Annotated in this window: 24 protein-coding genes, 1 tRNA gene and 3 pseudogenes; 18 read left to right on the forward strand and 10 right to left on the reverse strand. The window is 58.6% G+C overall.

The window, feature by feature from the left end:
• Positions 1 to 8: 8 nt before the first annotated feature.
• The 3 genes and pseudogenes from HU730_RS21240 to HU730_RS21250 all read left to right on the forward strand — a co-directional run.
• Positions 9 to 932, forward strand: coding sequence for a LysR family transcriptional regulator (locus HU730_RS21240; RefSeq protein ID WP_096143246.1), 924 nt, complete (start codon positions 9 to 11; stop codon positions 930 to 932).
• A 33-nt stretch (positions 933 to 965) separates the two neighbouring features.
• Positions 966 to 1,041, forward strand: a tRNA-Asn gene (locus HU730_RS21245).
• Positions 1,042 to 1,162: 121 nt separating this feature from the next.
• Positions 1,163 to 1,347 (forward strand): annotated as a pseudogene (locus HU730_RS21250) (ParA family protein); the annotation flags it as partial.
• A gap of 146 nt (positions 1,348 to 1,493) precedes the next feature.
• Here HU730_RS21250 and HU730_RS21255 read toward each other — a convergent pair.
• The gene (locus tag HU730_RS21255; protein ID WP_014719246.1) at positions 1,494 to 2,168 is read right to left on the reverse strand and encodes a MarC family NAAT transporter; all 675 of its coding nucleotides are present in this window, start codon (positions 2,166 to 2,168) and stop codon (positions 1,494 to 1,496) included.
• A gap of 93 nt (positions 2,169 to 2,261) precedes the next feature.
• Positions 2,262 to 3,167, reverse strand: a complete 906-nt coding sequence (locus HU730_RS21260) for a LysR family transcriptional regulator (RefSeq protein ID WP_069868682.1) — start codon at positions 3,165 to 3,167, stop codon at positions 2,262 to 2,264.
• A gap of 92 nt (positions 3,168 to 3,259) precedes the next feature.
• Here HU730_RS21260 and HU730_RS21265 point away from each other — a divergent pair, with 92 nt between their 5' ends.
• The 3 genes from HU730_RS21265 to HU730_RS21275 are packed head-to-tail and all read left to right on the forward strand — an operon-like array spanning position 3,260 to position 8,360.
• Positions 3,260 to 5,596: a membrane-bound PQQ-dependent dehydrogenase, glucose/quinate/shikimate family gene (locus HU730_RS21265; RefSeq protein ID WP_186527487.1), complete on the forward strand. Its 2,337-nt coding sequence runs from the start codon at positions 3,260 to 3,262 to the stop codon at positions 5,594 to 5,596.
• 39 nt (positions 5,597 to 5,635) lie between these two features.
• A complete protein-coding gene (locus HU730_RS21270) occupies positions 5,636 to 7,273 on the forward strand; it encodes an MFS transporter (RefSeq protein WP_186527488.1) in 1,638 nt (545 codons plus the stop codon).
• Positions 7,266 to 8,360, forward strand: coding sequence for an HlyD family secretion protein (locus tag HU730_RS21275; protein ID WP_186527489.1), 1,095 nt, complete (start codon positions 7,266 to 7,268; stop codon positions 8,358 to 8,360). The genes HU730_RS21270 and HU730_RS21275 overlap by 8 nt, the downstream gene beginning before the upstream one ends.
• Before the next feature lie 295 nt (positions 8,361 to 8,655).
• Here HU730_RS21275 and HU730_RS21280 read toward each other — a convergent pair whose 3' ends face one another.
• Both HU730_RS21280 and HU730_RS21285 read right to left on the reverse strand, forming a co-directional pair.
• Positions 8,656 to 9,225: a type 1 glutamine amidotransferase family protein gene (locus HU730_RS21280; protein ID WP_034126170.1), complete on the reverse strand. Its 570-nt coding sequence runs from the start codon at positions 9,223 to 9,225 to the stop codon at positions 8,656 to 8,658.
• 302 nt (positions 9,226 to 9,527) lie between these two features.
• Entirely contained in the window at positions 9,528 to 9,875 is a 348-nt protein-coding gene (locus HU730_RS21285; protein WP_186527490.1) for a hypothetical protein, read from the reverse strand.
• A 289-nt stretch (positions 9,876 to 10,164) separates the two neighbouring features.
• Between HU730_RS21285 and HU730_RS21290 the strand changes: the two genes are divergently transcribed.
• Together HU730_RS21290 and HU730_RS21295 are read left to right on the forward strand one after the other, a co-directional pair.
• Positions 10,165 to 10,839 (forward strand): response regulator transcription factor, encoded by a 675-nt coding sequence (locus HU730_RS21290; protein ID WP_034126172.1) that lies wholly within the window; start codon positions 10,165 to 10,167, stop codon positions 10,837 to 10,839.
• Complete coding sequence (locus HU730_RS21295) at positions 10,832 to 12,160, forward strand: HAMP domain-containing sensor histidine kinase (protein WP_034126173.1); 1,329 nt, start codon at positions 10,832 to 10,834, stop codon at positions 12,158 to 12,160. The genes HU730_RS21290 and HU730_RS21295 overlap by 8 nt, the downstream gene beginning before the upstream one ends.
• A 10-nt stretch (positions 12,161 to 12,170) precedes the next feature.
• Here HU730_RS21295 and HU730_RS21300 read toward each other — a convergent pair whose 3' ends face one another.
• Complete coding sequence (locus HU730_RS21300) at positions 12,171 to 12,611, reverse strand: hotdog fold domain-containing protein (protein WP_003192702.1); 441 nt, start codon at positions 12,609 to 12,611, stop codon at positions 12,171 to 12,173.
• Positions 12,612 to 12,745: 134 nt separating this feature from the next.
• On the opposite strand from HU730_RS21300, the gene HU730_RS21305 reads away from it, so the two are divergent.
• From HU730_RS21305 to HU730_RS21325, 5 genes are all read left to right on the forward strand, one after another.
• Complete coding sequence (locus HU730_RS21305) at positions 12,746 to 13,363, forward strand: TetR/AcrR family transcriptional regulator (protein WP_054896303.1); 618 nt, start codon at positions 12,746 to 12,748, stop codon at positions 13,361 to 13,363.
• 336 nt (positions 13,364 to 13,699) lie between these two features.
• A complete protein-coding gene (locus HU730_RS21310) occupies positions 13,700 to 14,911 on the forward strand; it encodes a YeeE/YedE family protein (protein WP_186527492.1) in 1,212 nt (403 codons plus the stop codon).
• A complete protein-coding gene (locus HU730_RS21315; protein ID WP_186527493.1) occupies positions 14,901 to 15,434 on the forward strand; it encodes a GNAT family N-acetyltransferase in 534 nt (177 codons plus the stop codon). Before HU730_RS21310 ends, HU730_RS21315 begins: the two co-directional genes overlap by 11 nt.
• A gap of 91 nt (positions 15,435 to 15,525) precedes the next feature.
• A complete protein-coding gene (locus HU730_RS21320) occupies positions 15,526 to 16,068 on the forward strand; it encodes an isochorismatase family protein (protein WP_089041992.1) in 543 nt (180 codons plus the stop codon).
• A 4-nt stretch (positions 16,069 to 16,072) separates the two neighbouring features.
• Entirely contained in the window at positions 16,073 to 17,068 is a 996-nt protein-coding gene (locus HU730_RS21325) for a helix-turn-helix domain-containing protein (protein WP_096143255.1), read from the forward strand.
• On the opposite strand, the gene HU730_RS21330 is transcribed toward HU730_RS21325, so the two are convergent.
• Both HU730_RS21330 and HU730_RS21335 read right to left on the reverse strand, forming a co-directional pair.
• Complete coding sequence (locus HU730_RS21330; RefSeq protein WP_069558568.1) at positions 17,040 to 17,210, reverse strand: DUF2986 domain-containing protein; 171 nt, start codon at positions 17,208 to 17,210, stop codon at positions 17,040 to 17,042. The genes HU730_RS21325 and HU730_RS21330 overlap by 29 nt on opposite strands.
• A 197-nt stretch (positions 17,211 to 17,407) precedes the next feature.
• A pseudogene (locus tag HU730_RS21335) lies at positions 17,408 to 18,438 on the reverse strand (alpha/beta fold hydrolase).
• A 138-nt stretch (positions 18,439 to 18,576) separates the two neighbouring features.
• On the opposite strand from HU730_RS21335, the gene HU730_RS21340 reads away from it, so the two are divergent.
• Positions 18,577 to 19,041: a MerR family transcriptional regulator gene (locus HU730_RS21340; protein WP_186527494.1), complete on the forward strand. Its 465-nt coding sequence runs from the start codon at positions 18,577 to 18,579 to the stop codon at positions 19,039 to 19,041.
• Between the two features lie 60 nt (positions 19,042 to 19,101).
• Here the strand turns inward: HU730_RS21340 and HU730_RS21345 are convergent, their stop codons facing one another.
• Complete coding sequence (locus HU730_RS21345; protein ID WP_096143257.1) at positions 19,102 to 19,407, reverse strand: DUF6124 family protein; 306 nt, start codon at positions 19,405 to 19,407, stop codon at positions 19,102 to 19,104.
• 691 nt (positions 19,408 to 20,098) lie between these two features.
• Between HU730_RS21345 and HU730_RS21350 the strand changes: the two genes are divergently transcribed.
• The 3 genes and pseudogenes from HU730_RS21350 to HU730_RS21360 form a co-directional block, all read left to right on the forward strand.
• Positions 20,099 to 20,473 (forward strand): addiction module antidote protein, encoded by a 375-nt coding sequence (locus HU730_RS21350; protein ID WP_096143258.1) that lies wholly within the window; start codon positions 20,099 to 20,101, stop codon positions 20,471 to 20,473.
• 319 nt (positions 20,474 to 20,792) lie between these two features.
• On the forward strand, positions 20,793 to 21,428 hold the full coding sequence (locus HU730_RS21355) for a lytic polysaccharide monooxygenase auxiliary activity family 9 protein (RefSeq protein ID WP_014719208.1): 636 nt from the start codon (positions 20,793 to 20,795) through the stop codon (positions 21,426 to 21,428).
• A 40-nt stretch (positions 21,429 to 21,468) separates the two neighbouring features.
• Positions 21,469 to 22,470: pseudogene (locus HU730_RS21360) on the forward strand (chitinase); the annotation flags it as partial.
• Positions 22,471 to 22,667: 197 nt separating this feature from the next.
• Here the strand turns inward: HU730_RS21360 and gudD are convergent.
• Both gudD and HU730_RS21370 read right to left on the reverse strand, forming a co-directional pair.
• On the reverse strand, positions 22,668 to 23,993 hold the full coding sequence (gudD, locus tag HU730_RS21365; RefSeq protein ID WP_186527495.1) for a glucarate dehydratase: 1,326 nt from the start codon (positions 23,991 to 23,993) through the stop codon (positions 22,668 to 22,670).
• A 19-nt stretch (positions 23,994 to 24,012) separates the two neighbouring features.
• Positions 24,013 to 25,362 carry an MFS transporter gene (locus HU730_RS21370; protein ID WP_060763593.1) on the reverse strand — a complete coding sequence of 450 codons (1,350 nt, stop codon included), beginning with the start codon at positions 25,360 to 25,362 and terminating at the stop codon, positions 24,013 to 24,015.
• Positions 25,363 to 25,698: 336 nt separating this feature from the next.
• Between HU730_RS21370 and HU730_RS21375 the strand changes: the two genes are divergently transcribed.
• Entirely contained in the window at positions 25,699 to 26,412 is a 714-nt protein-coding gene (locus tag HU730_RS21375; RefSeq protein ID WP_186527496.1) for a FadR/GntR family transcriptional regulator, read from the forward strand.
• Position 26,413: the final 1 nt, after the last annotated feature.

A 26,413-nucleotide genomic window follows, 5' to 3' on the forward strand; every position in this document is an offset into this window, starting at 1 on the left:
GAATACTGATGAACCTACGAACACTGCGTGCGTTTGTCGAAGTGGTGCGCCAGGGCGGGTTCTCCCAGGCGGCCGAAGTGGTTGCCCTGACTCAGTCCACCGTCAGCAAAGCGGTCAAGACCCTTGAGGACGAATTAGGCATGCCGCTGCTCAATCGCCTTGGCCACAAGAACGAACTCACCGCCGCCGGCGAAATTGCCTACCGCCGCGCCTTGGTAATGCTCGCCGAACGCACCGACCTGATGGCTGAAATCAACGACCTGCGCGGCCTCCAGCGCGGCGTGCTGCGCATCGGCCTGCCGCCGGTAGGGTGCGGAGTCTTGTTTGCGGCGATGTTCGCCACTTACCGCAGCCGTTACCCGGGCATCGACATCGAACTGACGGAGTACGGCAGTAAAAGGCTGCGCGAATGCCTGGAAGCAGGGGAGGTGGACCTCGCCGCCTTGCTGCTGCCGGTTGATGAAGGTTTTGACTACCAACCGGTGCGCAACGAGCCATTGATCGCCGTATTGCCCATAGGTCACCCACTGGCCCAGCGCGAGCGCATCGACTTCACCGACCTGGCCGACTCACCCTTCATCCTGTTCGAGGCCGGCTTTGCCCTCAATGCCAAGATCCTCAGCGCCTGCGAACGCAAAGGCGTGACCCCCAAAGTCACCGCCCGCAGCGGGCAAATAGACTTTATCGTCGACCTGGTCACCGCTGGGCTGGGCGTTGCCTTCCTGCCTAGGATGCTGGCGCACAAACACCAACATCCCGGCATCGCCTTGATCCCCCTGGACGAGCCTCATACCGATTGGCACATCGCCCTGGCCTGGCGTTCCAGCGCTCATCTGCCACCGGCAGCGCGGGCCTGGTTGGATTTGGCCAAGGAACCGCCGTATTCAAGCGAGCAGGGCGACGATTTGCGGAAAATTTCTGAGGGCGCTTGACTTCTTCTTTTTAATCAGTAACATACGGCGCATTCCGCGATAGCTCAGTTGGTAGAGCAAATGACTGTTAATCATTGGGTCCCTGGTTCGAGTCCAGGTCGTGGAGCCAGATAGAGAAAAGCCTGCAGAGATGCAGGCTTTTTTTTGCTTGGGATTTGACCCAGCAATCCAGACGCTGAGCGCGCTTAGCATGACGCCATCTCTAATCCTTCGATTCAGAGGTAAGGCCAATGAAAGTCGCAGCAGTCGTTTCAACCAAAGGCGGACCGGGGAAAACCACGGTTGGCGCCAATCTAGGCGCGTTCTGCGCCGACGCGTGTCATTGGACCTTACTGATCGATCTCGATCCCAGCCGTCACTGTCCTTGTTCTATACGCTAACGCGTGAGGCGCCGGGCGGGACCTACCAACTGATCGTTAATAATGAAATGCCTCCGCGGAGCGCTTTCTTCTGTCGGTAATGAGGTGAAGCGCTGAGCCAGGCATTTGATAAAATTGCTAGCGAATGTGGCCGCGGGAATATCAACGGCCTTTAATAATTCACTATTATGAAAACTATGATTCAGTGCATAGGTGTAGACGCTAACTCAAAACCACCATTGATAACGAACTGAACGCCCATACAAACCAGCAGAAAACCAACGACTCGGGAAATTGCATCGATTCCTGACTCACCAAGCACTTTCATGATTCGCCCCGAACATCGTAAAGCTATCCAGAAAATAAGCGCAGTAATGATGAATACGGTTGCGGCTGCAAGGTGAATGACGAGTGGCAGGGTCTGGTAGGTCGACTGCAGGGTAGAGGCGGAGCTGATAAGCAACGCTATCGTGCCGGGGCCTGCTGCACCAGGAAGAGCTAAAGGTACAAATGACAGATCGCGGAAATGTGGGGTTGATTTCTCTTTCTCTGAAAGGAAATCTTTCTGAACCTCTGTTTCGTCAGGTGTCGTTGCTGGAAAAAGCATGGCGAAACCGATGTAGGTAACGATCAGGCCTCCGGCTATTCTCAAGCCGGGGACAGATATTCCGAATACCTGCATTACCAGGCTGCCTCCGTAGAAGCTGACAAACATAATCAGAGCTACATATAAGCTTGCCTTCAGGATTTGCCGGTTACGCTCTACTGTAGGCAGCTTTCCTCCAAGGCCTAGTAAAAGGGAGATGCTAGTTAGAGGATTGGCCATAGGAAGCAGGGCCAATAGTCCAATAAGAACATGATGAAAGTAATTGCCCATAGTGTTTTTACTCGGTTATGCAACGAATAGGAGGCTATAAGATTATTAAGGTCGTACGTCATCTGCCCTAACGAACCGATATCAAGTCAGGGGTCAATCGGGGAAGTATTTTTTTGCCTCTTCCGTGGTATAGCGCAGAAAGATCTGCACCGCCTGCGGAATCAAGCGTCGTGACAGTAGAAAAGCATACAGCGACATGTTCTGGAGGGTATAGCCAGGTAAAACACGTACCAGTTTTCCGCTCTCTACGGCCTCATTGGCGCTGGGCAAATTGAACTGCGCGATGCCAAGTCCGCGCAGAGTAAGATCCATGCGCGCATCGTTCGGTGTGGCAAGCAGGATGGCTTGCACCGGCATCAGGTGTTTATGTCCTTGGGGGTCGATCAGCTCCCACTCGGGTTCTCCCTGACGCCCAAGGCAGGGCCATTGCAGGAGATCGTCCGGTACACGGGGAGGTTTCCTGCCGGCCAGTAACAGGGGAGAAGCGAATAACCCTTGTGGCATTGAACAGATTGGCCGAGCAACCAGCGACTTGTTAATCACTTCGGCGCGGCGATGACTGAAGTAGACATCCACTGGCTCTTCAATGGGGTTTGGCACGCGTGTGCTGGCCTCCACTTCAAAATGAATTTCGTGCTGTTCTTCCAGCATTCGAGCGATAGCCGGGTTGATAAACCAGTGCACAACCTCGGGCGATCCGACGACCCGGATACGTCCTCTAATTTTTCCATCATCCGACTTGATCGCGCTTTCAACCTCCTGAAGGCCTTCGAACAAGGGCGCGATTTCGCTATAGAGCCGCTCGCCCGGGTCCGTCAATCGCATAGAGGGCATCCGATTGAACAAGCGCAGACCCAGGTGCTCCTCCAGCCGGGTCACGGCGCGACTGATGCTTGAAGTGTTCTGCCCAAGCCGTTCAGCCGCACGGCTGAAGTTCAATGTTTGCGCGGCAACGAGGAAGGTGTGGTATTCGCTCCACATGGCGTTGCTTTTATGCAATGTATAGTTGCTCCATATGGCATGGCTAAAATTAATAGGCTAACACTATCATCACCAAGTCTGAGAGCCATTTAGCGTATAGGAGTTCAACTGTGACCTCGATAAATCGTATTTTTGCCAGCCTAGTTGCCTTGATGGGGCTGGGGTTATTGTTAGGTGGAGCTTACCTCTTAACCCTTGGCGGATCGTTTTATTACGTGCTGGCCGGATGGGCCTATCTGAGCGCTGGCGTCATGCTTTGGCGTAGGCAAGTTTGTGGAGTATGGCTGCTGGTAGCGGTTGCCGTGCTGAGTGTTCCATGGGCGCTCTGGGAGTCAGGCACGTTCTATTGGGCGCTGTTTCCACGCCTGCTCGTACCGGCAGCGTTGGCGAGCATCGGCTTGCTCCTGTTATCCACTTGGTCGCCTGCGGACTCCCGGCGTCGGATACGCGGTCTGGGTGTACTAGCGCTATTAGGGACGGCGGTGTTCTTTGGGTTTGCCTTTACTCCACATGGTGTCGTCTCGCCTGGCTCGGGCACACCTTTTACTGCAGCCGCCACAAACACCACGCCTTCAAATTGGTCCGCATATGGCCGAACCACTGCGGGTACGCGCTACGCGCCCTTTACGCAGATCAACCGTGACAACGTTCAGGACCTGAAAGTGGCCTGGACCTATCGTACCGGCGCGAAGATCCAGTTGGACAAGGGCGCCGTGGATTCGAACACCCCATTGCAAATTGAAGATACGTTGTTCACTTGCACACCCGATGATCGCATTGCTGCCATCGATGCAGATACGGGGGTAGAACGTTGGAAATTCGATACCCATAGTGCATCTCCTATCTGGAACCGTTGCCGCGGCCTGGGTTACTACAAGCTCAAGGAGGCGCCGGCTGATGGCGTCTGTGCGGAACGAATCGTCAATTCCACCATCGATGCGCGCCTGATCGAACTAGATGCCAAGACCGGCAAGCAGTGCCCAGGTTTTGGCAGCGACGGCGTCGTCGACCTGAAGCAGGGCATGGGCGACGTTAAGCCTGGGTTCTACTTTCAGACCTCCGCGCCGCTGGTGGCGCGCGACTACATTATTATCAGTGGCTGGGTAGTTGATAACTACAGTCGCGGTGAGCCGTCAGGCGTGATCCGCGCCTTTGATGCCCGCACCGGCGCACTGGCATGGGCGTGGGACCTAGGCAACCCGGACATAACCGGCTTGCCACCGGCGGGGCAGACCTACACGCCCGGCACGCCCAACATGTGGACCGCCGCTGCCTATGACGACCAGTTGGGTCTTATCTATGCGCCGCTGGGAAATGCCACGCCGGACTTTTTCGGCATGGAGCGACCACCGCACTCGGATGAATACAACTCTTCCCTTGTCGCCCTCGATATCATGACGGGCCGCCCGAAATGGAAATTCCAGACCGTCCATCACGACATCTGGGACTACGACTTGCCTTCTCAACCCGCGCTGGTCGATTTGCCTGACGGCCAAGGCGGAACCATCCCCGGGGTATTGCAAACCACCAAGCGTGGCCAGCTTTTCCTGCTAAATCGCGCCACCGGAGAGCCGATTGCCGACGTCGTCGAAAAGCCCGTGCCTACGGCCGGTGCGGTACCTGAAGAAAAGCTTTCGCCTACACAGCCTTATTCGGTAGGGATGCCGACTATCGGTGCCGAACACCTCACCGAGAAGAAGATGTGGGGGGCAACCATGTTCGACCAACTCATGTGCCGCATCATGTTCAAGCAACTGCGCTACGAGGGCGACTTCACGCCGATCGGTCTGACCAAGGCGCTGGATCAGCCCGGCAATATCGGAGGATTCAACTGGGGTAGCGTCTCCTACGACCCCGTTAATCATCTGGCTTACATGAACGATATCCGGGTGCCGAACATCTTTTGGCTGATGCCTCGTGATGAATTCAATACTTGGACAAAAACCCACCAGATCGAGGTGAGCGGACATGGGCCGTCACCGCAGTTGAAAACACCTTACGGTCAAGCCATTTATATCTGGATGTCATCCCTAGGGGTTCCGTGCAACCAGCCACCCTATGGGACCGTCACGGCGGTCGATCTGAATACGCACAAGGTGGCCTGGCAAGTGCCGGCTGGCACCACAGAGCAATTGGGGCCACTGGGTATCGCATCACACCTGCCCATGCCCATGGGCATGCCAACTTATGCAGGAACGATGACCACGGCAGGCGGCCTCGTATTCTTTGCCGGTTATCAGGACTACTACATCCGGGCATACGACGGGCAAAGTGGCAAACTCGTCTGGGAACATGAATTACCGGTCGGCGCCAGCGCCACGCCGATCTCCTACGTCTCGCCGACGACGGGCAAACAGTACGTTGTCATTTCCGTAGGCGGGGCAGCGCATTCTCCCGACACCGGTGACTATGTAATGGCCTTCAGCCTTCCGACATCCCAACCGTGAAGCGTCTGCAGCGACAGCAAAAGAAGGCGTTACCTGTACATGGCCAGCGCTGAATACGTGTTCAAAGCTGACGAGAAACCGGCGATGGCGGGCAGTCCTTATAAGCCCAGGCTGTCGCCGGCCAGGCGTGGCATCTATTTTGTCGTAGGCTTATTCCTCGGGACCTGCACGACGCTGTGCAACGGCCTGGTGGCGAGCAATCTAGGCGTAATCTCTGGCTCTATTGGCGAGTACACGGCTCAGGTCTCATGGTTGGTGGCAGTTTTTTTGGCGATCAATGCCAGCGCCAACCTGACCTTGGTCAAGGCCCGGATGCAGTTCGGAATCCCTTTGGTCACGGCAAGCATTGTCGGTACCTACATCGCTGCCTGTGTGCTGCAGTTACTGTGGCCCACTTTGACAACTGCGGTCATTGCCACGGCGATCAACGGCTTGATGTGCGCGACGTTGATCGCCTTGAGTACCTATTATCTGATGCAGGCCCTAGCCCCATCGGCCCAGCCGATGGCCCTGATTATCAGCGTAGGGCTTACCCAGATAGGATCGCCGGTGGCGCGCATGATTCCCGTGGAGTTTCTCGCCTCGGAACATTGGTTGGGGCTGCACTTGTTGAATCTGGGCATTGGTATGGCGGTGTTGGGTGTGACGTTGGCGGTGCCTTTGCCACGCAGTGATAGGGCCAGCGTGTTTTCTGCCTCGGACGCAGTCGTGATTGTATTGCTGGTTTCATCCTTCCTGCTGTTTGCCGGTGTGCTTGGCCTCGGCCGGAGCTATTGGTGGACCGACGCGCCCTTTCTCGGCTGGATGCTGGTGGCGGCTATCTCGTTGCTGGTGACGGTGGTGTTCATTGAACGACGTCGGCGTCAGCCGCTGTTGCAATTGGAATGGCTGGGCAGTTTCGACTTGATGCGTTTTGTTGCGATTGCGCTGCTGGTTCGGCTATCGCTGGCCGAGCAGACTTTCGGCTCGGTAGGTTTGCTATCAATGGGCGGGCTCAATAACGATCAGTTGCGTGTCCTGTTTGCGTGCGTACTGGTGTCGATGCTGGCGGGGATCGTCGTCGCTTGCCTGACGTTGTCGCCCAAACGTATCCCCTGGCAGGTCATGGTCGCGGCGTTGTTTATCGCAACGGGAGCGTATCTGGACTCGCAATCCACCAGCCTCACGCGTGCGCCGCAACTGTACCTGAGCCAGTGTTTGATTGGGTTCGGTGCGACGCTGTTTATCGGGCCTGCCTTGATCTTTGGCTTCCTCAAACTGTTCGCGAAGGGACCTCAGTACATGATCACGCTCGTGGTCCTGTACGGGGCGAGCCAGAGTATCGGCAGCCTGGCAGGGTCGGCTGTAATGGGCAGCTACGAGTTCATCAGAACTCAGTCCCATATCGCTAGCCTGGCGGACAGTACGCCGATCACCAATCCCCTTGTCGTAGCGCGCCTCGGCATTGGCGAGGCGTTGCTTTCGAGTCATATAGTCGACCCGGAACAGCGCCAGAAACAGGGCAGCAAGCTGCTAGGACAAGCGTTGCAGCAACAGGCTAGCGTACTGGCATTCAATGACGTCTTTCGCATCGTGTCAGTGCTGGCTTTTGGCACCGCGATGTATGTGTTTTATCTGCAGATGTCGGCTTTTTTCCTCTCGCGCATCCGTCGCGAGCCTGAGAACGTAAATGACTGATTCCATGACTGTTCCATCGGATGTTGAACACACTGCTTTTCATTGGTCGCCCCCGCCCCGGGGCCGTTTGCAAGGCATCATCATGGTGCTGGCTGCGATTGGCGTTATTACGATCGTCCTGTACATCTGGAAGTTGCCGCCTTTTGACGCAGGTCTGCAACAGACAGATAACGCCTATGTGAGGGGGCGAACCACGGTGATTGCCCCTCAGGTCAGCGGCTATATCGTCCAGGTGGCCGGGCAAGATTTCGCGCAGGTCAAGCGAGGCGAGGTCCTTGTGCGTATTGACGATGAGGTCTATCAGGCGCAGGTAGATGAGGCGACCGCCAATCTTGCCGTCGCCAAGGCCGACCTCTCCAACAACCAGCAGGCGCACGCTGCTCGCATGGCGGGCATCGAGAGTCAAGTTGCAGCTACGGCCGGTGCGCAGGCGCGCTTATTGCGTGCCCGCGCTGATATGCAGCGCGCAAACGCGTTGGTCATGGATGGCGCCATTTCTACGCGCGAGCGCGACCAGGCACGAGCCGAGTTCAGTCAAGCCCAGGCCGAGGTACAGCAGGCGGGTGCGCAAGAGTCGATTGCTCGGGAGGAGTTGCGTACCGTGGATGTCGGCCGTGAAGGTCTGGAAGCCCAGGTGCGGGTGGCACAGGCAAAACTGCGTGCGGCTCAGATTGATCTTAATCACACGGTCATCCAGGCTCCGGAGGATGGCGTGCTCGGAGAAGTGGGCGTGCGGTTGGGCCAATTCGTGACCCACGGCACACAATTGATGTCGGTAGTACCCGCTGATCACTGGATAGTCGCGAACTACAAGGAGGCGCAGACTAAGGCTATTGCGCCCGGGCAGATCGCGACGCTCAGGATTGATGCGTTAGGAGGGGCGACGCTAAAGGGGCATGTCGAGCGGCTCTCACCAGCGACGGGCTCGGAATTCGCGGTGCTCAAGCCGGACAATGCAACGGGCAATTTCGTCAAGGTACCGCAGCGTATCGGGGTGCGTATATCTGTTGATCCGGACCAGCCTTTCGAGTCCTCGCTGCGCCCGGGCATGTCGGTTGAGGTCGATGTCGATACGCGTCATCGGTGAGGAGGCGGCTATCAGCATTCAGTTGCTGTTGAGAGTCCCAGGACCCCTCCGTGAATTTCCCTGACTCCTTACGAGCTGAAAGCATCAGCGCTTTTTGAGCATCATTGAGTTCGCGGAACCGGGCGATTTTGTTGACCTCGTCAGGCGGCATGTTCAGACATATCCACCACTCAATCATGTTCAGCATCGGTTCTGCCGCTTTGAGTATTGGAGGGGCGGTTCAACGGTGACGCGCGCTACGGCCCGGTAACTGGCCGCAGCGCCGAGGTGAGGGGGAGAGATAGAGGGAAAGGGTTCAGCCGTGAATATGTTCAGCCGCATGCATGGCCAGGTAGGCATCCAGCTTCTTGTCTTTCAAACCCAAGGTGTCGAGAATTTGCGCCATGAAACTGACCGGCGCGCTGCCAGGAGCCGTGACCACACCCTGGTCGGCAACGGCGTACGGTACGTCCTGGTAATAATCTGCTCCGCGATAATGCACCTGCTTGAGGTTGTCAGCGGAGTTGGAGGTGTGCTGCAAGTGATCCAGCACTCCAGCCTTGGCGAGTACGCGGGTACCGTCACAGATTCCCGCCACGACGATGTTCCTGGCGTGAGCCTCACGGACCAGCGCCTCGATGGCGGGGGCGTTGTCTGTTCTCCAGATCGGGCCTCCCGGCACAATCAGCAAGTCGACATCGTCCAGCCGAATGGCTTCGATGGCCAGGTCGGGAATGATGGTCATGCCTCCGGATGATGTTACTTGCTTGCCACCGGGAGCGGCAAAACAAGTCTCGAAGCCATAGTAGGCGCGGCCCGTGGAATTGATCAGCGCGGGCTCCCAGTCAGAAAAATTCTCGGTGAGAATAGTAACGGCACGTACCATTTGAGTGTCCTTCTCAAGTTTCCATGATAATCAGCAGCAACCTGCCCAGTAGGGTTGTCCTGGTGGGCATTGCTGTCGAGTGTACTCGCCAGCGGGGCTGATGAATGGTGTGGTGGAGTATTGGCAGTATGTGTTTCAACTGACAATGACAGTGATCAACGCGGCGGTATATTCAGGCGTGAAACGTTGAGAGGGTGTTCTGGTGCGCTGCACAGCTCGCCGTTGGGCAGCAAGTCTGCCTCCAGCGCAGCGGCTTTAGAGCGGCCCGGCGCCTGCACTGGGTAAGCATAAAGGCTGTGCATCTAAAACGTGCGCGGTGATTGAGCCGCAGGCAAGATGGAGTCGAACCGTTGCGCAAGGCTCCAGCCTGATAGCCGCTGCAGCTCATCGACATCGATCGACTCATCTTCCTGCGCGGTGTAGCACTCGTCACCACTGCGCCTGTCATCGGGATAGACCATAAAACCACCACGGCCGTCAGGGCAGTCGGGCAGATACACCGAGGTCAGGTTGCGTTGCTCATCGAGGTGCGCATTCAAGCGCGCGATATAGACGCCCATCGAAACCGCCACACCAATAACCAGCACCACGCAGACGACCAACTGGCTGGCATAGCTGGCGCCCAGCTCATCACGACGCACGGGCGACATGACACGACCCTGTCTGCCCAATATTCTGGCCAATCAGAAACCAGCCACTGCCTCCCATGCGTACCAACTGAGTTTGCTGTGGAAGGATGCCCACCATCAGCGCGAGGAAAATCACGGCTAACAGCACCCCTTTGATCATCGAATACAGGTTCATGACGGTGACGAGCTCTGGATAAGAAGAGCCTTAGCCTAAGCAGCGCGGGGTTAACACCAGGTAAACATCGCAGGAAACAGCCTGACTTCCGCTATCCTTCACACCGCTGAGCACCATCTGCCCGAGGGTTTTTCCGTGCATATTCATCTGCTGCTGGTCGAGGACAACCTGGACCTGGCCACCACTGTCATCGAGTACCTGGAGATCAGCGGTATCGTCTGCGATCACGCCAGCAATGGCCAGGCCGGGCTCAACCTGGCGCTCAACCAGCATTACGACGTCATTCTGCTGGACATCATGCTGCCGCGACTGAACGGCCAGCAGTTGTGCGCAGGGTTACGCCAGCAAGGCATCCAGACCCCCATCCTGATGCTGACCTCGCTGGATGCGTTGCCCGACAAGCTCGCCAGTTTTGCTGCGGGAGCCGACGACTATCTGGTCAAGCCGTTCGAGCTTGCCGAGCTGGTGGCGCGGATTCGCGCCTTGAGCCTGCGGCGCAGCGGCCAGACCAGCCGCCTGCAAGTGGACGACTTGGTCATGGAGCTGACCACCCGCAAAGTCAGCCGGGCAGGGCAGGAGCTGCATCTGTCACCCATTTGCTGGGCCTTGCTGGAGCACTTGATGCGCGCCAGCCCCGAGCCTGTTCCCAGGGAGCGGTTGGAAAGCAAAATCTGGGGCGATGAGCCGCCCGACAGTAATACGCTCAAAGTGCATATGCATCGGCTGCGCAAGACGGTAGACAAACCTTTTGGCCGGCCATTGATCCATACCCTGGCGGGTGTCGGCATCCAGGTAAAGGCCCATGCGTAGCGGCCTGAGCCTGAAGTGGGTAATCAGCGGCAGTTTCCTGTGTCTGATTGCGGTGGTGCTGGTGATCTATAGCAGGCTGCTACCTGAATTCACCGTGCGCGGCCTGTTCTACACCGCCAGCGCGATGATGGAGGAGGAAGCCCTGTATTTTCTCCGGCACTACAAACAGGACCCGACCACGCCGACGCCGCACAATTACTACTACACCAGCGTCATCGGCAAGGAGGCGTTGCCGCAGGACGTGCGCGAGTTGCTGAATGCACCGCCGAGCCTGTCCTTTGGTGCGGTGAATATCTTCGGCGATCTCTATTCCGATGACGACGAGGCGCCGTTCCATATCGTTCTCGAACAACCTCTGGGCGACGGCAAAACCCTCTACATGTATGACATCGACCACGATAAGGAAGTAGGGGGTGAGGTCGAGACGCCATTGTCCGACGCCTACTTTGACCAGGTACTGGAAAGCGTCCAGCTCATCAGCCTGGCCGTATTCGTGCCGGCGCTGATTATCATCGCGCTGTTGGTGTGGTGGTTGGTGCGTCCGCTGGGACGTCTGATCCAATGGTCCAGCACCCTGAACAATCCTGACGCCCTGGCCAGCGAGCGGCCGGGTTTCAACTTCAAGGAGTTCAATATGTTGGCCGATGCCCTGGCCAAAAGTGTTGAACAAGTGCAGGCCGCCAGCCAGCGAGAAGGCCGTCTGTTGCGCTACACCAGCCATGAACTGCGCACGCCGCTGGCGGTGCTCAAGGCCAATATCGAATTGTTGGCCCTGCAATCGGGTGGTGTGCTACCACCCTCGTTGCAGCGCGTAGAACGCTCGGTGCTGAATATGCAACTGATCGCCGAGACATTGCTGTGGATGAGCCGCGAACGTCCAGAGTCGTTGCCCGAGGAAGACGTTAATCTTAGCGAGGTCGTTGGCGAACTGATTGAAAGGCACCGCTACCTGATCGGTCACCGGGATATTGAGCTAAGCATCGACATCCACAACGAACCTTGCCGGCTGCCCCCTACGGCGTGTCGTATCGTGATCGGCAACTTCCTGCGCAATGCGCTGCAATACGCGGAAGAGGGCACGGTGGATATCAGTTTCAAATACCCCCGGCTGGTGATTGCCAATTACATCAGTGAGGTCAAGCCGCGGCAGGAGTCCGATGATTTTGGGTATGGGCTTGGGTTGCAGTTGATGCGGCAGTTGTGCGCAAAGTTGGGCTGGCAGATTGAGGTGATCCGTGAGCAACAGCGGTTTACGGTCATTCTTGATTTTACGAATGTACGGGACACGCCGCCGGCAGACGGCGCATCTGGAGTCTGTTGAACGATTGTGCCTAAGCGAGCTTCACATTCATGGTGATGTGGGCGGTGAAGACCTTGACGCCGCCCGCATCGAAGATCTCCACCGGCACGATCTTGTCTCCGGCGGTTTGCCAATCGATAGCGCTGCCATCGGCAACAGCGCGGATATCGGTTTTCGCCTTGGCCAGATATTCAACAGTCATGCCTTTGGGAATCCAGCGTGCGCCTGCGGGGATCGACGCGTCGGTCATCATGCCGCCGGCCAGTTCGGCGGCGTTGCACAGTGCGATGGCATGCACCGAGGCCAGGTGATTGGTGATTTCCTTGCGAAACGGCACGGTGACCACCGCATGGTTGGGTTTGAGCTCCGCGATCTCGGGAGTGATGGTGCTGAAGTAGGGTGCCATTTGGCACGCCAGGTTGCTGAATGCGGCGGGGCCTACGCTATTGAACATGCTCAGGGCTTGGCTCATCGGAATATCCTCAAGGGTCATTTGCAGAATAATATTCTGTAACGGAACAATATTCTGTTGATTCCACGACTGTCAACCTGAGCTTTCTCTGCCGGTCGTTCAGCCTATAAACTGTTTTGATTTGGCGTTCCTCCATGCACTCCATCGATCTCATCGAGCGCACCTTCCCCGGCAGGCGCAGCGACCTCAAGCGCATCATCCTGCGCGAAGCACTGGCGTGTTTTAACGAGGTGGGCATCGAGGCGACCTCTATCGAAACCATTCGCGCGCGCTGCGACACCAGCGTGGGCGCTATCTATCACCACTTCGGCAATAAAGAAGGGTTGGTCGCTGCGCTGTTCTTTGCGGCGCTGGAGGACCAGGCCAGTCTGCGTGACCACTATCTGCAAGCAGCGGACACCGCCCACGCAGGCGTCGTCGGGCTGGTGTACAGCTACGTTGAATGGGTGACCGCACAGCCGGACTGGGCGCGGTTCGTGTTCCAAAGCCGTTTTGCCGTCTCCAGCGGCCCGTTCAAGGACGAGCTGCTTGCACGCAATAAACAGCGCAACCAACAGTTGAAGGAGTGGATGAGCGGGGAAGGGCGCAAGGAGCATTTCAGTCACTTGCCTGCCGAGCTGATCCCTTCGCTGATCATTGGCGCGGCGGAAAGTTATTCGCGTGCGTGGTTGTCGGCGAAGGTCAAAAAGAACCCATTTGAATACCGCGAACTGCTGGCTGAAGCAGCGTGGAAGTCGATCAGCCTGGGTTAGTCAGTCCTCCATCCCCTGTGGGAGCTGTCGAGCTTTAGCGAGGCTGCGAAAGCAGTGGTTCAGGCGATGAAGAGGTTGCCTGTGCCGCCGCCTTCGCAGCCTCGCTGGGGCTCGACAGCTCCCACATTTGGGCGGTGTTGCTGTCGAGAGTTGTGCTTGTGGCGATGGCCCTGCAAAGCGTGATTCCACATACACAGCCGATCCCCTGTGGGAGCTGTCGAGCTTTAGCGAGGCTGCGAAAGCGGTGGTTCAAACGATGATCCTTTCGGTAATGCCCCACCTGATCAAATTCCTTCTGAGGCTATACTTGCCTCCTTCCAACCAATCGAGAACCCCATGAGCACGTCTCTTTCCCTGACGCCCGTGCGCAAGCCCGTCGCGCCACTGATCGCCTTTATCATCCTGGTGGCGGGCGCGCTGTTCCTGCAAAACATGGTTGGCGCACGCCAGGTGTTGCTGCTGGTGGTCGGTGCCGCGCTGGGCCTGACGCTGTATCACGCAGCCTTCGGTTTCACCTCGGCCTGGCGCGTGTTTATCAATGATCGGCGTGGCGCTGGCTTGCGTGCGCAGATGGTGATGCTGGCGGTGGCGGTGCTGTTGTTTTTCCCGGCGTTGGGCGCGGGCACTTTGTTCGGTCAGCCGGTCGTGGGGCTGGTGGCGCCGGCCGGTGTGTCGGTGGTGTTCGGGGCGTTCATCTTCGGGATCGGCATGCAGCTGGGTGGTGGTTGTGCGTCGGGTACTTTGTTCACCGTGGGCGGCGGTAATGCCCGGATGTTGGTGACGCTGCTGTTCTTTATCTGCGGCTCGTTGATCGCCACCCATCACGTCGACTGGTGGTTTGCACTGCCATCGTTCCCGGCGGTTTCCATTGTCAAAAGTTTCGGTGTGCTGCCGGCGCTGGTCCTGAGCCTGGCGGTGTTCGCGCTGATTGCTATGGTGACCGTGCGCCTGGAAAAACGTCGCCATGGTCAACTTGAACAAGGCGTGCAAAGCGAGCACCCAGGGCTACGCCGCTTTCTGCGTGGGCCATGGCCGTTAGTGTGGGGCGCGATTGGCCTGGCGCTGCTCAACTGCGCCACCCTGGCCTTGGCTGGGCGGCCGTGGGGCATTACCTCGGCGTTCGCATTGTGGGGCGCCAAGGTGGCGAGCGGGCTGGGCGTGGACGTTGCCAATTGGGCGTTCTGGCAGATGCCGGGCAATGCCAAGGCCCTGGCTGCACCGGTGTGGGAAGACATCACCAGCGTCATGGACATCGGCATTGTCCTCGGCGCGCTGCTGGCCGCTGGCCTGGCCGGGCGTTTCGCGCCCAGCCTGAATATTCCAGCGCGCTCGTTGATCGCGGCTGTGATCGGCGGCCTGATGCTTGGCTACGGTTCGCGCCTAGCCTATGGCTGCAACATCGGCGCGTACTTCAGTGGCATCGCCTCGGGCAGCCTGCATGGCTGGGTGTGGCTGGTGGCGGCCTTTATCGGCAACGGCGTGGGCGTGCGCCTGCGGCCCTTCTTCTTTGCGGGCGAACGGCCCCAGGTGGCCTTGAGTGGCTGCTGAGCAGTCCACCCACATTCGCCTGGCGCGCGCGCAAGATGCCGGTTTGTTGCCCGCCATCGAGCAGAGCGCAGCCCAGGCATTTCGCGCAATCGAAGGGCTGGCTTGGCTGGCGGATGCCGCGCCGATCGGCGTCGAGTGCCATCGGCAGTGGATCGCGTTATCGACCTGTTGGGTGGTGGTTGATGACCACGATCGCCCTCAAGGCTTCCTCAGCGCAGAACGCTTTGGCGACGACCTGCATATCCATGAAGTGTCGGTTGCCCAGCCGCTGCAAGGCCAGGGCTGGGGGCGCAGATTGGTGGAAACGGCGATAGAGCATGCCCGCGCCCAACACCTGCGTGCGGTGACGCTGACCACTTTCAAGCATGTACCCTGGAATGCTCCGTTCTACCGGCGCCTGGGCTTTGCAATTCACGTCGATTCGCGTCTGGAAACGATCCTGGCGGATGAGTACGCCCATGGCTTCGAACCCGGCAGCCGTTGTGCCATGGCGTGCCCGGTGATATGTCCGAATCCGTCCTGAAGTAGTCTGCCTTGCGTCTGTCGCGCACTGTGGGTAGTCCTTACCATGGCGTGCATCGTTTACCCACTAATGCAAGCCACAAGGACTGTCCATGACCCATAAAGCCCTGATCGTGATCGACGCGCAACATTCCTTCCGCCATTCAACCTACTGGTCCGAAAATGACCTGCCCGACTATCTGGAAAAACAGCAGGCCCTCATCGATGGCTGTGTTCAGCGCGGCATCCCGGTGATACAAGTCTTCCATGTTGAAGACCAAGGGCATTTCTCCATGCAATCGGGCAACGTCAGGGCATTGAGCGAGCTGTCGATCAAGCCGCAACTGGTGATCCATAAGCGCTACCACAGTGCTTTGGCCGGTACGCCACTGGCCGCTCGGTTGGTGGAAATGGGCGTCACCACGCTGATCATCAGCGGCATCCGCACTGAGCAATGCTGCGAGACCACCACGCGGCAGGCTGCGGACAGCGGCTTCAAGGTGGATTTTGTCAGCGAGGCGACGTTGACCTTCCCGATGACCCACGTGCGTAGCGGCCGGGTCTATACGCCGGCTGAGATTCGCGAACGCACGGAGTTGGTCCTCGATGACCGCTTCGCCCGCATCGTAACGGTCGCCCAGGCACTGGCGGAGTGAAGCGGTGAGCGTACCGGTGCTGTTCGTGCTATTGCCAAACGTGCTGATGCTCGACCTGGCCGGGCCTGCCGAAGTACTGCGCCTGGCCGCGCAGGTCGACGACCCGGCGGCGGTGGATTTCGACTTGCAATACGTCAGCCCGGTGGCAACGCTGCACACCTCCATCGGCTTGCCGCTGATGGGGCTGGCGCCGCTGCCGCCGACCCTGGTCCCCGGTACGCTGGTGGTGTTGGTGGGCTCCACGATGAACGTGTCGAAAACCCACCAAAAGGCCTTCGAATCGGCCAGCCATCAGCTCACCCAGTGGCTGCAAAACGTCTTCGCGCCCTCGGCCGAGCGTCTGGTGTGCGTGTGCGCCGGCGCATTGAGTGCCGCCAGGGCCGGGCTGCTCGATGGGCGCCAATGCACCACGCACCATTCTCTGTGCGCCACCTTGCAAGCCCTCGCACCCAAGGCCCGGGTCCTGGAAAACCGGCTGTACGTCACCGACGGCCCGGTCAGTTGCAGCGCCGGTATCACGGCGGGTATCGACCTGATGCTGCACCTGGTTGCCGAACTGGCCGGGCCACGCTTGGCCTGCGCCGTGGCGCGGGACATGGTGGTGTACCTGCGCCGCAGCGGCAGCGACCCGCAGCTATCGCCTTGGGTGACCGGGCGCAATCACCTGCACCCGGCGGTCCATCGCGTGCAAGACGCCATCGCCGCCGCCCCCTGCGAGGCCTGGACGCTCACCCGCATGGCAAGCCTGGCCTGCACCAGCAGCCGGCACCTGGCGCGCCTGTTCCAAGAGCATGTCGGCATCCGCCCGTTGGATTACCTGCATCGCCTGCGCCTGGCCGTGGCCCGTGAACTGCTGGCCGAGTCGGCCCTGGACATAGAAGCCATCGCCGAGCGCGCAGGCTTTGGCTCGGCGCGGCATCTGCGGCGTATCTGGGGCAAATATGAAGCGGCCACCCCTTCAGCCATGCGCCTTACTCAGCAGGCGTCTCGACAGCCGTGACCGGCTCTTGGCCGGCCTCGGTCGCCAGCTTCAAACGGTCCGCCTTGCTGATGTATTTGTCTTTGCTTTTAGGTGCCAGCTTGGCGCTGGCCTTTTTCGCTTTGGCTTTGAAGAGCTGCTGAAGTTTTTTCTGGCGGTTCATGTTTCGTTGCCTGAAGGGGAAAGGCGCGGATGATACCAGTTTCAACAAATGTGACCGGGCCCTGGGTTAATGCCAGTCAGTTAAGGCAGAGCCGGTAACTGTGGCGAGGAAGCTTGCTCCCGCTGGGCTGCGTAGCTGCCCCAAAAAAGCTGGGAGCGCTGCGCACTCCAGCGGGAGCAAGCTCCCTCGCCACGGGCTCAGCGCGCCAGGAACTGGGTGATCAGCGTGGTTATCTGCTGCTGGATCAAGGGTCGTGGCCGTGCGCCTTCGCCGTCCTGGCAAATGATGCTGTCACCGGGCACATCCGCGTGGAGTACCGCCGCCGCGCCGGGTTTGCATTGCAACATAAAGCTGAAGTGATTGGCGTCGCTGATCTGCACGTACTGCGTCGAGGCTTTTGGCAGCCGCTTGGCCATGTCGGCCGATTCCATCTGCGCCGGCAAATCCGCTGACGGTACACCCGCCGCTATCACCAACGCCCGCACCGGCAGCGCCGCCAGGCTCGCATCGGTAAACCCGCGCGACAGGCCCAGGTCCAAAGACACCACGGCGCTGACGCGCTTGTCGCTCAAATCCGCGGCCAATTGCTTTTTCCCGTTCGGAGTGCCCCCAGGGTTCATCTCACGGTAGGCGGTACACGCGACCAGCGTCGGATTGGCGCTGCAGTCCCGCGCAAACAGCGCCGGGTCGAAACGTGCACCGGCCGTCTCCATCACCGTCCAACCCCCGAGGGAATGACCCACCACCGCGATCCGGCCGCTATCCACCGCACCGAATGGCTCGGGCTGCGCCAACAGCGCATCGATGGCCCGGCTCAAATCCCTGGGCCGTTGCCACAACTGCGCAGCGGCCTCGGCGCTGCGATCCTGGCTGGTAGTGCCCGGGTGGTTCACCGCCGCCACGATATAACCCTGCTGGGCCAGTGCACTGGCCAGCCACGCCTGCTTGCCCCAGTTACCACCGTAGCCGTGGGAGAGCACCACTAAAGGATGCCTGCCGGGCGTTGGTGCGGCATCAGGTACCGCAAGCACACCAATGAACACCCGGTTGTCGGCGATCAGTTTGGGTTGCGCGGTGGTAGTGGCGGGGTACCACACACAGCCATTTCCAACGGTCGTTTGTTATGGGTGTCGGGCAAGGTGGTGGTTTGGAAGCCGACGGGGTTGTCGCCGGCGAATACGGGAGCGCTCAGGCACATCAGCAGCAGAGCGGCGAGGGGGGCTTTCATGCGTTTTTCGTCCTTGAAATGAAGTGCGCAGCATGAACTGAAACGGACCGTTCAGGTAGAGGGTAACGGGCGCCTTGGCCGCCCAATGACTTTAGGTTTAAAGTCAACTTCAAGGTCAATGGTTTTTATGGATGGGACATGAGAATAGGCGAACTGGCAAAAATCAGCGGGTTGGCGGCCTCACGCATCCGCTTTTACGAGGCGAGCGGCCTGATCCAATCGGTTGCGCGTAAATCCAACGGCTATCGGGACTATGCGCCCGGCACCGAGGCAGTGTTGGAGATCATCAAAGGAGCCCAGGCGGCAGGTTTTTCTCTGGAGGAAATCCGGCAGTTAATGCCCAGAAGTGCCAGTGCCGGTGGTTGGCAGCATGACGAGCTGCTCATCGGGCTCAAGCACAAGGTCGAGGAAATCGAGGTCCTGCAACAACGGCTGGCCCAGAACAAGGCTCAATTGCTGAATGTCATCAAGGGTATCGAAGGTAGGCCCGAGGGCATGGCATGTGCCGAGAATGCGCAGATGCTGATTGATCGTCTGCGCGAGGATGGGGCGGCTCCAGCGTCTTCCAAGAGAAAGAGCGCCCGCCAGGCTCCGAGGGCCTGACCGGCGCAAGGCGCTGTCGATTCGTCGTGAAGTCGATCATGACGACTGATGGCTGCAAGGCTAGCTAACCGTTGAAGCACTTTCCCTCGCCATCAATTTGTCCACTAACAAAACACCCAATTCACTCAACTGATGAATCGCCAACGCGACATCACGCTGTTTACCCGTCAGTTCATCCGACAGATCAAGCAGCAATGCGGTGACCGAGGAAAAGGTTTCGTAGCTGTTGGCGATGAGCATTTCGCTGCTGGCATCGTTGGCAACGCTGAACAGCGGTGAGGGAGGTGGTCCGGCGGGGGTGTTAAGGGATGCGTGATCAAGCTTGAGGTTTGGATCGTTTGGAGGGTTGGGTGTGACTTTATACATATGCGTAATTCCTGAGTGGGGCCGACACCGTTTCGCTACTAAACGAAAGGGTGGCAGCTGTACGCAGGTTAGTAGACCGGGGAATTACACAAAGCCGGCGCGCCCGAAGGCGCCCTACGCACAGCCACCATCAGGCACAGACAGGAACGTCTGATAGATGAAGCTCATGCACTAGTGTAATTGACCCTCGGGCTACTAAACCCGATCACTGAATTGTCAGTGACCGGGCCACCTTAGAGACGCCCATCCAAGCGCACAAGCCGGCGGATTCTGACGCAACTGTAGGCAACGGAGCAAGGCGGTGCAGCTTGTTGTAGGACGGGTCCACATCAACGCCGGCCCACTCACCCACTCCCTGTAGGAGCGAGCTTGCTCGCGAAAAAATCATAGGCGCCGCGTTCACTCTGGATGCACACCTTATCTTTACGTTCTTCGCGAGCAAGCTCGCTCCTACAGTCGCGACGCAACGTTTCGGTCTTGAGGACACAAGCGCTAATAGTATTGCTCGGCTGCCTGCGCAGCGGCTGGACTAGGATTTTTTCTGGCGGTGCACACCGACATTAAAAATTCACTGGCATCTACAAGAAGTAGCCAGTAGGCTACATTTGAATCTGTGACCAATACGATCGGCGGGACGCCCTAGGAATCAAGCGGGCAAAAGAGATTCTCGATGCCCTGAGAGGTCAATGACATGAGTCAGTCAACATTCAAACCAGAGGACATGCCGGTCCTCGAGCTGGATACATCCGGCACCAGTGCCTATGAGGCTTCGCGCTTCCTTGATAGCCCGCAAACCATCAGTGCCTATCTTGCGCAAAGCATGGCGTGCAATGACCCGCAAGTCCTTATGAAGGCGCTGGCCGAGGTTGCCAAGGCCCTGGGTGTCAACAAGGTTGCCGAAGCGGCGGGGGTGAATCGGGAGAGTCTGTATAAAACCCTGAAAGGCGGCTCAAAGACGCGTTATGAGACGGTCCAGAAGCTGATGCTGGCATTGGGGGTGGAACTGACGGTGCGACCGATTACCGCGACTACCGCTAAAAAAACGGCTGTCATCGGCAAAACCTGATGGACCAAACAGAGGACGGTTTTGATGAAAATAGATACGTCCCTTTTTTTCGACAGAGCGCCCATCCCTTACGAAGGGGATAAAGCCATTTACGAGAGAAGCGTGTTGATATGCGCCTGGTCTTGTAGGAAATCGACCTCTAGTAGCGTAAGGCTTCCTCTATAATACTGGTTGTATATCCAGTATTTGCGGGTCTGCGCGCTCACGAAACGAAAATGAGTGAAAAATGGGCCTGTGGCAAAAAAAAGCAACTCCGTTAGGTTGAGGTCCTCTCCTTCAAGAAAGGGAGAGTTCTTAATCAAGTGAATGGAGTCACAACATGAACAAACCACAAACCCAGACACCTCTTCGCCATGGTCGTGTCACATCCCCTTCCAGCCGTGGCGCAGTCGCCGTGGATCTTGGCCTGCTGGAAACCTGGCAGGTCAATGAAATGGAAGGCGGCAAGAACTTCCCGGCACTGACGGCCGGTGCGTTCCCGGCGCCTTATCAAACCGACAGTGATAGCGTCACCCCTCCCGCCGACGGCTTTATCCTCAGCGGTGGCAAGACCGATGCCCGTGACTGCATCAACTTCACCCACGAGGAAATGGCCAAGAAACTTGGCCGCGCCTTCACCTGGCCGTTGCTCAATGTCGAGCCGGGTCAGACCTTCAAGGTCACCTGGGCATACACCGCGCCGCACACCACCCGTGGCTACCGCTGGCTGATCACCAAGGATGGCTGGGATCCGAAACAGCGCATCACCCGCGCACAGCTGGAAGCCCAGCCGTTCGCTGAAGACTTCTATGCCCAGGTGCCGTACTACAGCCATGCAGGCGAACTGAAGGCCAAGGTCGATCATGAAGTGAAACTGCCGACCCACAAAAAGGGCCAGCATGTGATTGTGTTGATGTGGATCGTCGCCAACACCGGCAACGCCTTCTATCAAGCCTTCGATGTGGACTTCAAATAAGCCCGCGCCGTTAAACCCACACGTTCTGAAGGATTAGAACATGTCAAAGATTGACTTTACCTCACTGCAATCGCCGCTCAACGATGCCGCTTCGCTGATGCCGAGCATTGCCGGCAAAAAGATCCTCATGGGCTTCTGGCACAACTGGCCTGCCGGCCCGAGCGATGGCTACCAGCGTGGCCAGTTCGCCAATATCAGCCTGGTGGATGTGCCAAAGGATTACAACGTGGTGGCCGTGGCCTTCATGAAGGGCAACGGTATCCCAACCTTCAAACCGTACAACCTGTCCGATGCCGAGTTTCGTCGCCAGGTGGGCGTGCTGAACAGCCAGGGCAGGGCGGTGCTGATTTCCCTTGGCGGCGCCGATGCACACATCGAACTGCATAAAGGCAACGAACAGCCACTGGCCAGCGAAATTATCCGCCTGGTGGAAACCTATGGCTTTGATGGCCTGGATATCGATCTTGAACAGAGCGCGATTGATTTCGCCGACAACAAGACTGTCCTGCCCGCCGCCTTGAAGCTGGTCAAGGACCACTACGCGGCTCAAGGCAAACACTTCATCATCAGCATGGCGCCGGAGTTTCCGTACCTCACCACCGCCGGCAAATACGTCGGTTACATCCAGGCGCTGGAAGGCTATTACGACTTCATCGCCCCGCAGTATTACAACCAGGGGGGCGACGGCATCTGGGTACAGGAGGTCAACAATGGCAACGGCGCCTGGATTGCCCAGAACAACGACGCGATGAAGGAGGATTTCCTGTTTTACCTCACCGAAAGTCTGGTGAGCGGAACGCGCGGGTTTACCAAGATCCCGGCAGACAAGTTCGTCATTGGCCTGCCCGCCAACGTCGATGCGGCTGCCACCGGTTATGTAGTCAACCCGACAGCCGTGACCAATACATTCAAGCGTTTGCACGACAAAGGATTGTCGATCAAGGGCCTGATGACCTGGTCGGTGAATTGGGACAACGGGATCAACAAAGACCATGTGCCCTACAACTGGGAGTTCAGCCGCCGTTATGGGCCGATGATCAATGGCACTGATCTCGCTGGCCTGGAGCAGGAAGAGGCGGATCTGGAGATCGCCAATCGGCAGTAGCGCAAAAGGGACCTCTGGCAGACGTGCCAGAGGTCAAACAGCTAAGCTTCTGATCTGACTAAAATCCGATGCCTGTTTGGGCATCGGATTTTTTGCGTCACGCTCAAATTGCGCTGAGCATTCCTAAAGCCGATTTACCGCACCAGACAAGGCCGCTTGTTATCAAAGCCCCAACCCGGGATCAGAAACTGCATCGCCACACTGTCATCCCGGGCTCCAAGGCCCATGCTTTTGTACAGTTCATGAGCCTTGGCCACCGCGTCCATATCGATATCCACACCCAGGCCAGGCTTAGCCGGCACCTTCACATAGCCCCCTTCAATCTTCAACGGCTCCCGCGTCAAGCGCTGGCCGTCCTGCCAGATCCAGTGGGTGTCGATGGCGGTGATCTCGCCCGGTGCGGCCGCCGCCACCTGGGTGAACATTGCCAGGGAAATATCAAAGTGGTTGTTGGAATGCGAGCCCCAGGTCAGGCCCCACTCGTTGCACATTTGCGCGACGCGCACCGAGCCCTGCATGGTCCAAAAGTGCGGGTCGGCGAGGGGAATGTCCACCGATTGCAACTGGATGGCGTGGCCCATTTCGCGCCAGTCGGTGGCGATCATGTTGGTGGCGGTTTTAAGGCCCGTGGCGCGGCGGAATTCGGCCATGACTTCACGGCCTGAATAACCGTTTTCTGCGCCGCAGGGGTCTTCGGCGTAGGCCAGCACATGATGCTGGTCGCGGCACAGGCGGATGGCTTCCTTCAGCGACCATGCGCCGTTGGGATCAAGGGTGATGCGCGCATCGGGAAACCTTTCGGCCAGCGCGGTGACGGCTTCGATTTCCGCGTCGCCACTCAATACGCCGCCCTTGAGCTTGAAATCGTTGAAACCATATTTGGCCTTGGCCGCTTCGGCCAGGCGCACTACCGCATCGGCGGTCAGGGCTGTTTCATGGCGCAGGCGGAACCATTCGTCATCGGCATCGGCCTCGTTGCGGTAGGCCAGGTCGGTGGCGTTGCGATCCCCCACATAGAACAGGTAGCCGAGCATCTTCACTGCGTCGCGTTGCTGGCCTTCGCCAAGCAAGGCGGCCACCGGCACTTCAAGAAACTGGCCCAGCAAATCGAGCAGCGCGGCCTCCATGGCGGTGACGGCGTGGATGGTGATGCGCAGGTCGAAGGTCTGCAGGCCGCGGCCCGCGCTGTCTCGAGACGCAAAGGTACTGCGCATCTGGTTGAGAACGCGCTGGTACTGGCCAATCGGCTGGCCGATCACCAGGCTGCGGGCGTCTTCCAGGGTTTGGCGAATGCGCTCGCCGCCGGGTACTTCGCCCACGCCAGTGTTGCCGCTACTGTCCTTGAGGATCACGATATTGCGCGTGAAGTAGGGGCCGTGGGCGCCGCTGAGGTTCAGCAACATGCTGTCGTGGCCGGCGACGGGGATGACTTGGAAATGAGTAACGACAGGGGTATTCATGGCGCGTTCCTGGCTGAGTTCAAAGAGGTTTGCTGATGGCGGCGCCGCTGGGCACGGCCGGTACGGCAGAGGGTGAGGTCTTGGCAAAGAACACCAGGATGGCCGCGAGCACCGAAGTACAGGCCAGGCCATACAGCCCGCCCTGGATCGATCCGGTGGTCTGCTCCAGAAAGCCAAAGGTAGTCGGCGCCACAAAGCCGCCCAGGTTGCCGATAGAGTTGATCAGCGCGATCACGGCGGCGGCGATGCGCGCATCCAGGTAGCCCTGGGGGATCGGCCAGAACAGCGACGACGCAGACTTGAACCCGATGGCCGCAAAACAGATCGCCACGAAAGCGAAGATCGGCCCGCCGGTGGTGGACATGAACATGCCGGCCGCCGCGATCAGCAGGGCCGCCGCGACCCAGGCCTGCTGGAACTTGAACTTGCCCGACAGCGACGCAAAGGCGTACATGGCAATGATCGAGATCAGCCAGGGGATCGAGTTGAAGAAACCGACCTGCACGTCGCTCAGGTCACCCATCTTCTTGATGATGCTCGGCAGCCAGAAGGTGGCGGCGTAGATCGTCAGTTGAATGCAGAAGTACAGAGCGCAGAACAGCAGGATCTGGCGGTCTTTGAGTAGCTTGCCGAGGGTGGGTTTCACCGTGGTCAGGGCTTCGCGATCACGCTGTTCCTGATCGATAGCGCCCACCAGCGCATCCTGCTCTTCGCGGCTCAGCCACTTGGCGTCATGGGGTTTGGAGTCCAGCCAGAACCACACGAAGAAGCCCAGCGCCACCGAGGCCAGGCCTTCGATGCCGAACATCCATTGCCAGCCATGCAAACCAAAGCCTTCGATCTGCAACAACGCACCCGACAACGGCCCGGAGATCAACGACGCCACCGCCGAACCACTGAGGAAGATCGCGATGGCCTTGCCACGCTCCACACCGGGCAACCAGCGCGTGAAGTAATAGATCACGCCGGGGAAGAAACCGGCTTCCGCCACGCCCAGCAGGAAACGCAGGATGTAGAAGTGGGTTTCGTTCTGGATAAACGCCATCAGCGTGGCGACGATGCCCCAGGTGAACATGATGCGGGTCAGCCAGATGCGGGCGCCGACTTTTTGCAGCAGCATATTGGACGGCACTTCGAACAGCGCATAGCCAATGAAGAACAGCCCGGCGCCGAAGCCGTAGGCCGCTGCGCCGATTCCCAGGTCATGCTCCATGTGCGTGCGCACGAAGCCGATATTGACCCGGTCGATGTAGTTGAGGATGAACATGACCACGAACAGTGGGAGCACATGGCCCTTCACTTTGCTCACGGCGCGGGCGAGCGCTGAATCACTTTCGGGTACGGCAGATGCTGGGCTTGAATGCTTCACGAATGAAAACTCCCCCTGATTATTTTTATGCGGGTTTGGTGTTTTGTTGACAGACATCATACAAGTTGTTTTTTAAAGGCCGCAATCCTGTCAGGGCTGTTTTTGTTCTTATAAGCCGGTATTGAGGTTGGCTATTTTGGTTATTTGCCAGATTTTATTGGGATTTGTCTCGCTGCTGACGGCTCGGGGTGTGCGCTTCTCTCAAAGCGAAGACAGGGTCGGGTGAGGTGGGATGAGTGTGTTGTCATACAAGTTGGGTGTTTTTCGCCGCCACCCATCGCCCCGTGCGTTCAGGGTGATAAGCTCCCCCCAGCCCAACCCCGTGGACCCGTCTCGATGCCGATTAAAAGCACACCGCCTGTGCGCAAACGTTCCGCCAACCTGGCCCAAGGTTTGGTCGAGGCACTGACCCAGCGCATCCAGTTGGGGCAACTCAAGCCGGGTGAAAAACTGCCGTCCGAATCCACCATCGTGCTTGAGCATGGGGTGAGCCGTACCGTGGTGCGTGAAGCCTTGTCCAAGCTGCAGGCGTCGGGGCTGGTGGAGACGCGTCACGGCATCGGCACCTTTGTGCTGGAGCAGCACACGCAGCCGGGCCTGCGCCTGCATGTGGACACGGTCGCCAGCGTGCGCAACATGCTCGAATTGCGCCTGGGCTTGGAAGTGCAAGCGGTGGCCCTGGCCGCGCTGCGCAGGAGCGAGGCACAACTGGCCCACATGCGCCAGGCGCTGGACGACTACCAGGCCTCCCTGGCCAACAACGACAGCTGTGTGGAGGAGGACAAGCGCTTTCACCAACTGATCGCCGAAGCCACCGGCAATACGTTTTTCACCGACATCATGCAGCACCTGGGCACGGCGATGATTCCGCGCACCCAGGTGAATGCCGTCGAGCGCGGCGGCGCGGACTTTGCCCAACTGGGGCAGTTGGCGAACCTGGAACACGAGGCCATCTACAACGCTATCAAGCGCCAGGACCCGGACGCCGCACGGGCGGCCATGGTGCTGCACTTGACCAACAGCCGGGATCGATTTTCCGGGCACTCTTAAG

Source organism: Pseudomonas sp. SWRI22, from assembly GCF_014268395.2.
GTDB lineage: Bacteria > Pseudomonadota > Gammaproteobacteria > Pseudomonadales > Pseudomonadaceae > Aquipseudomonas > Aquipseudomonas paracarnis.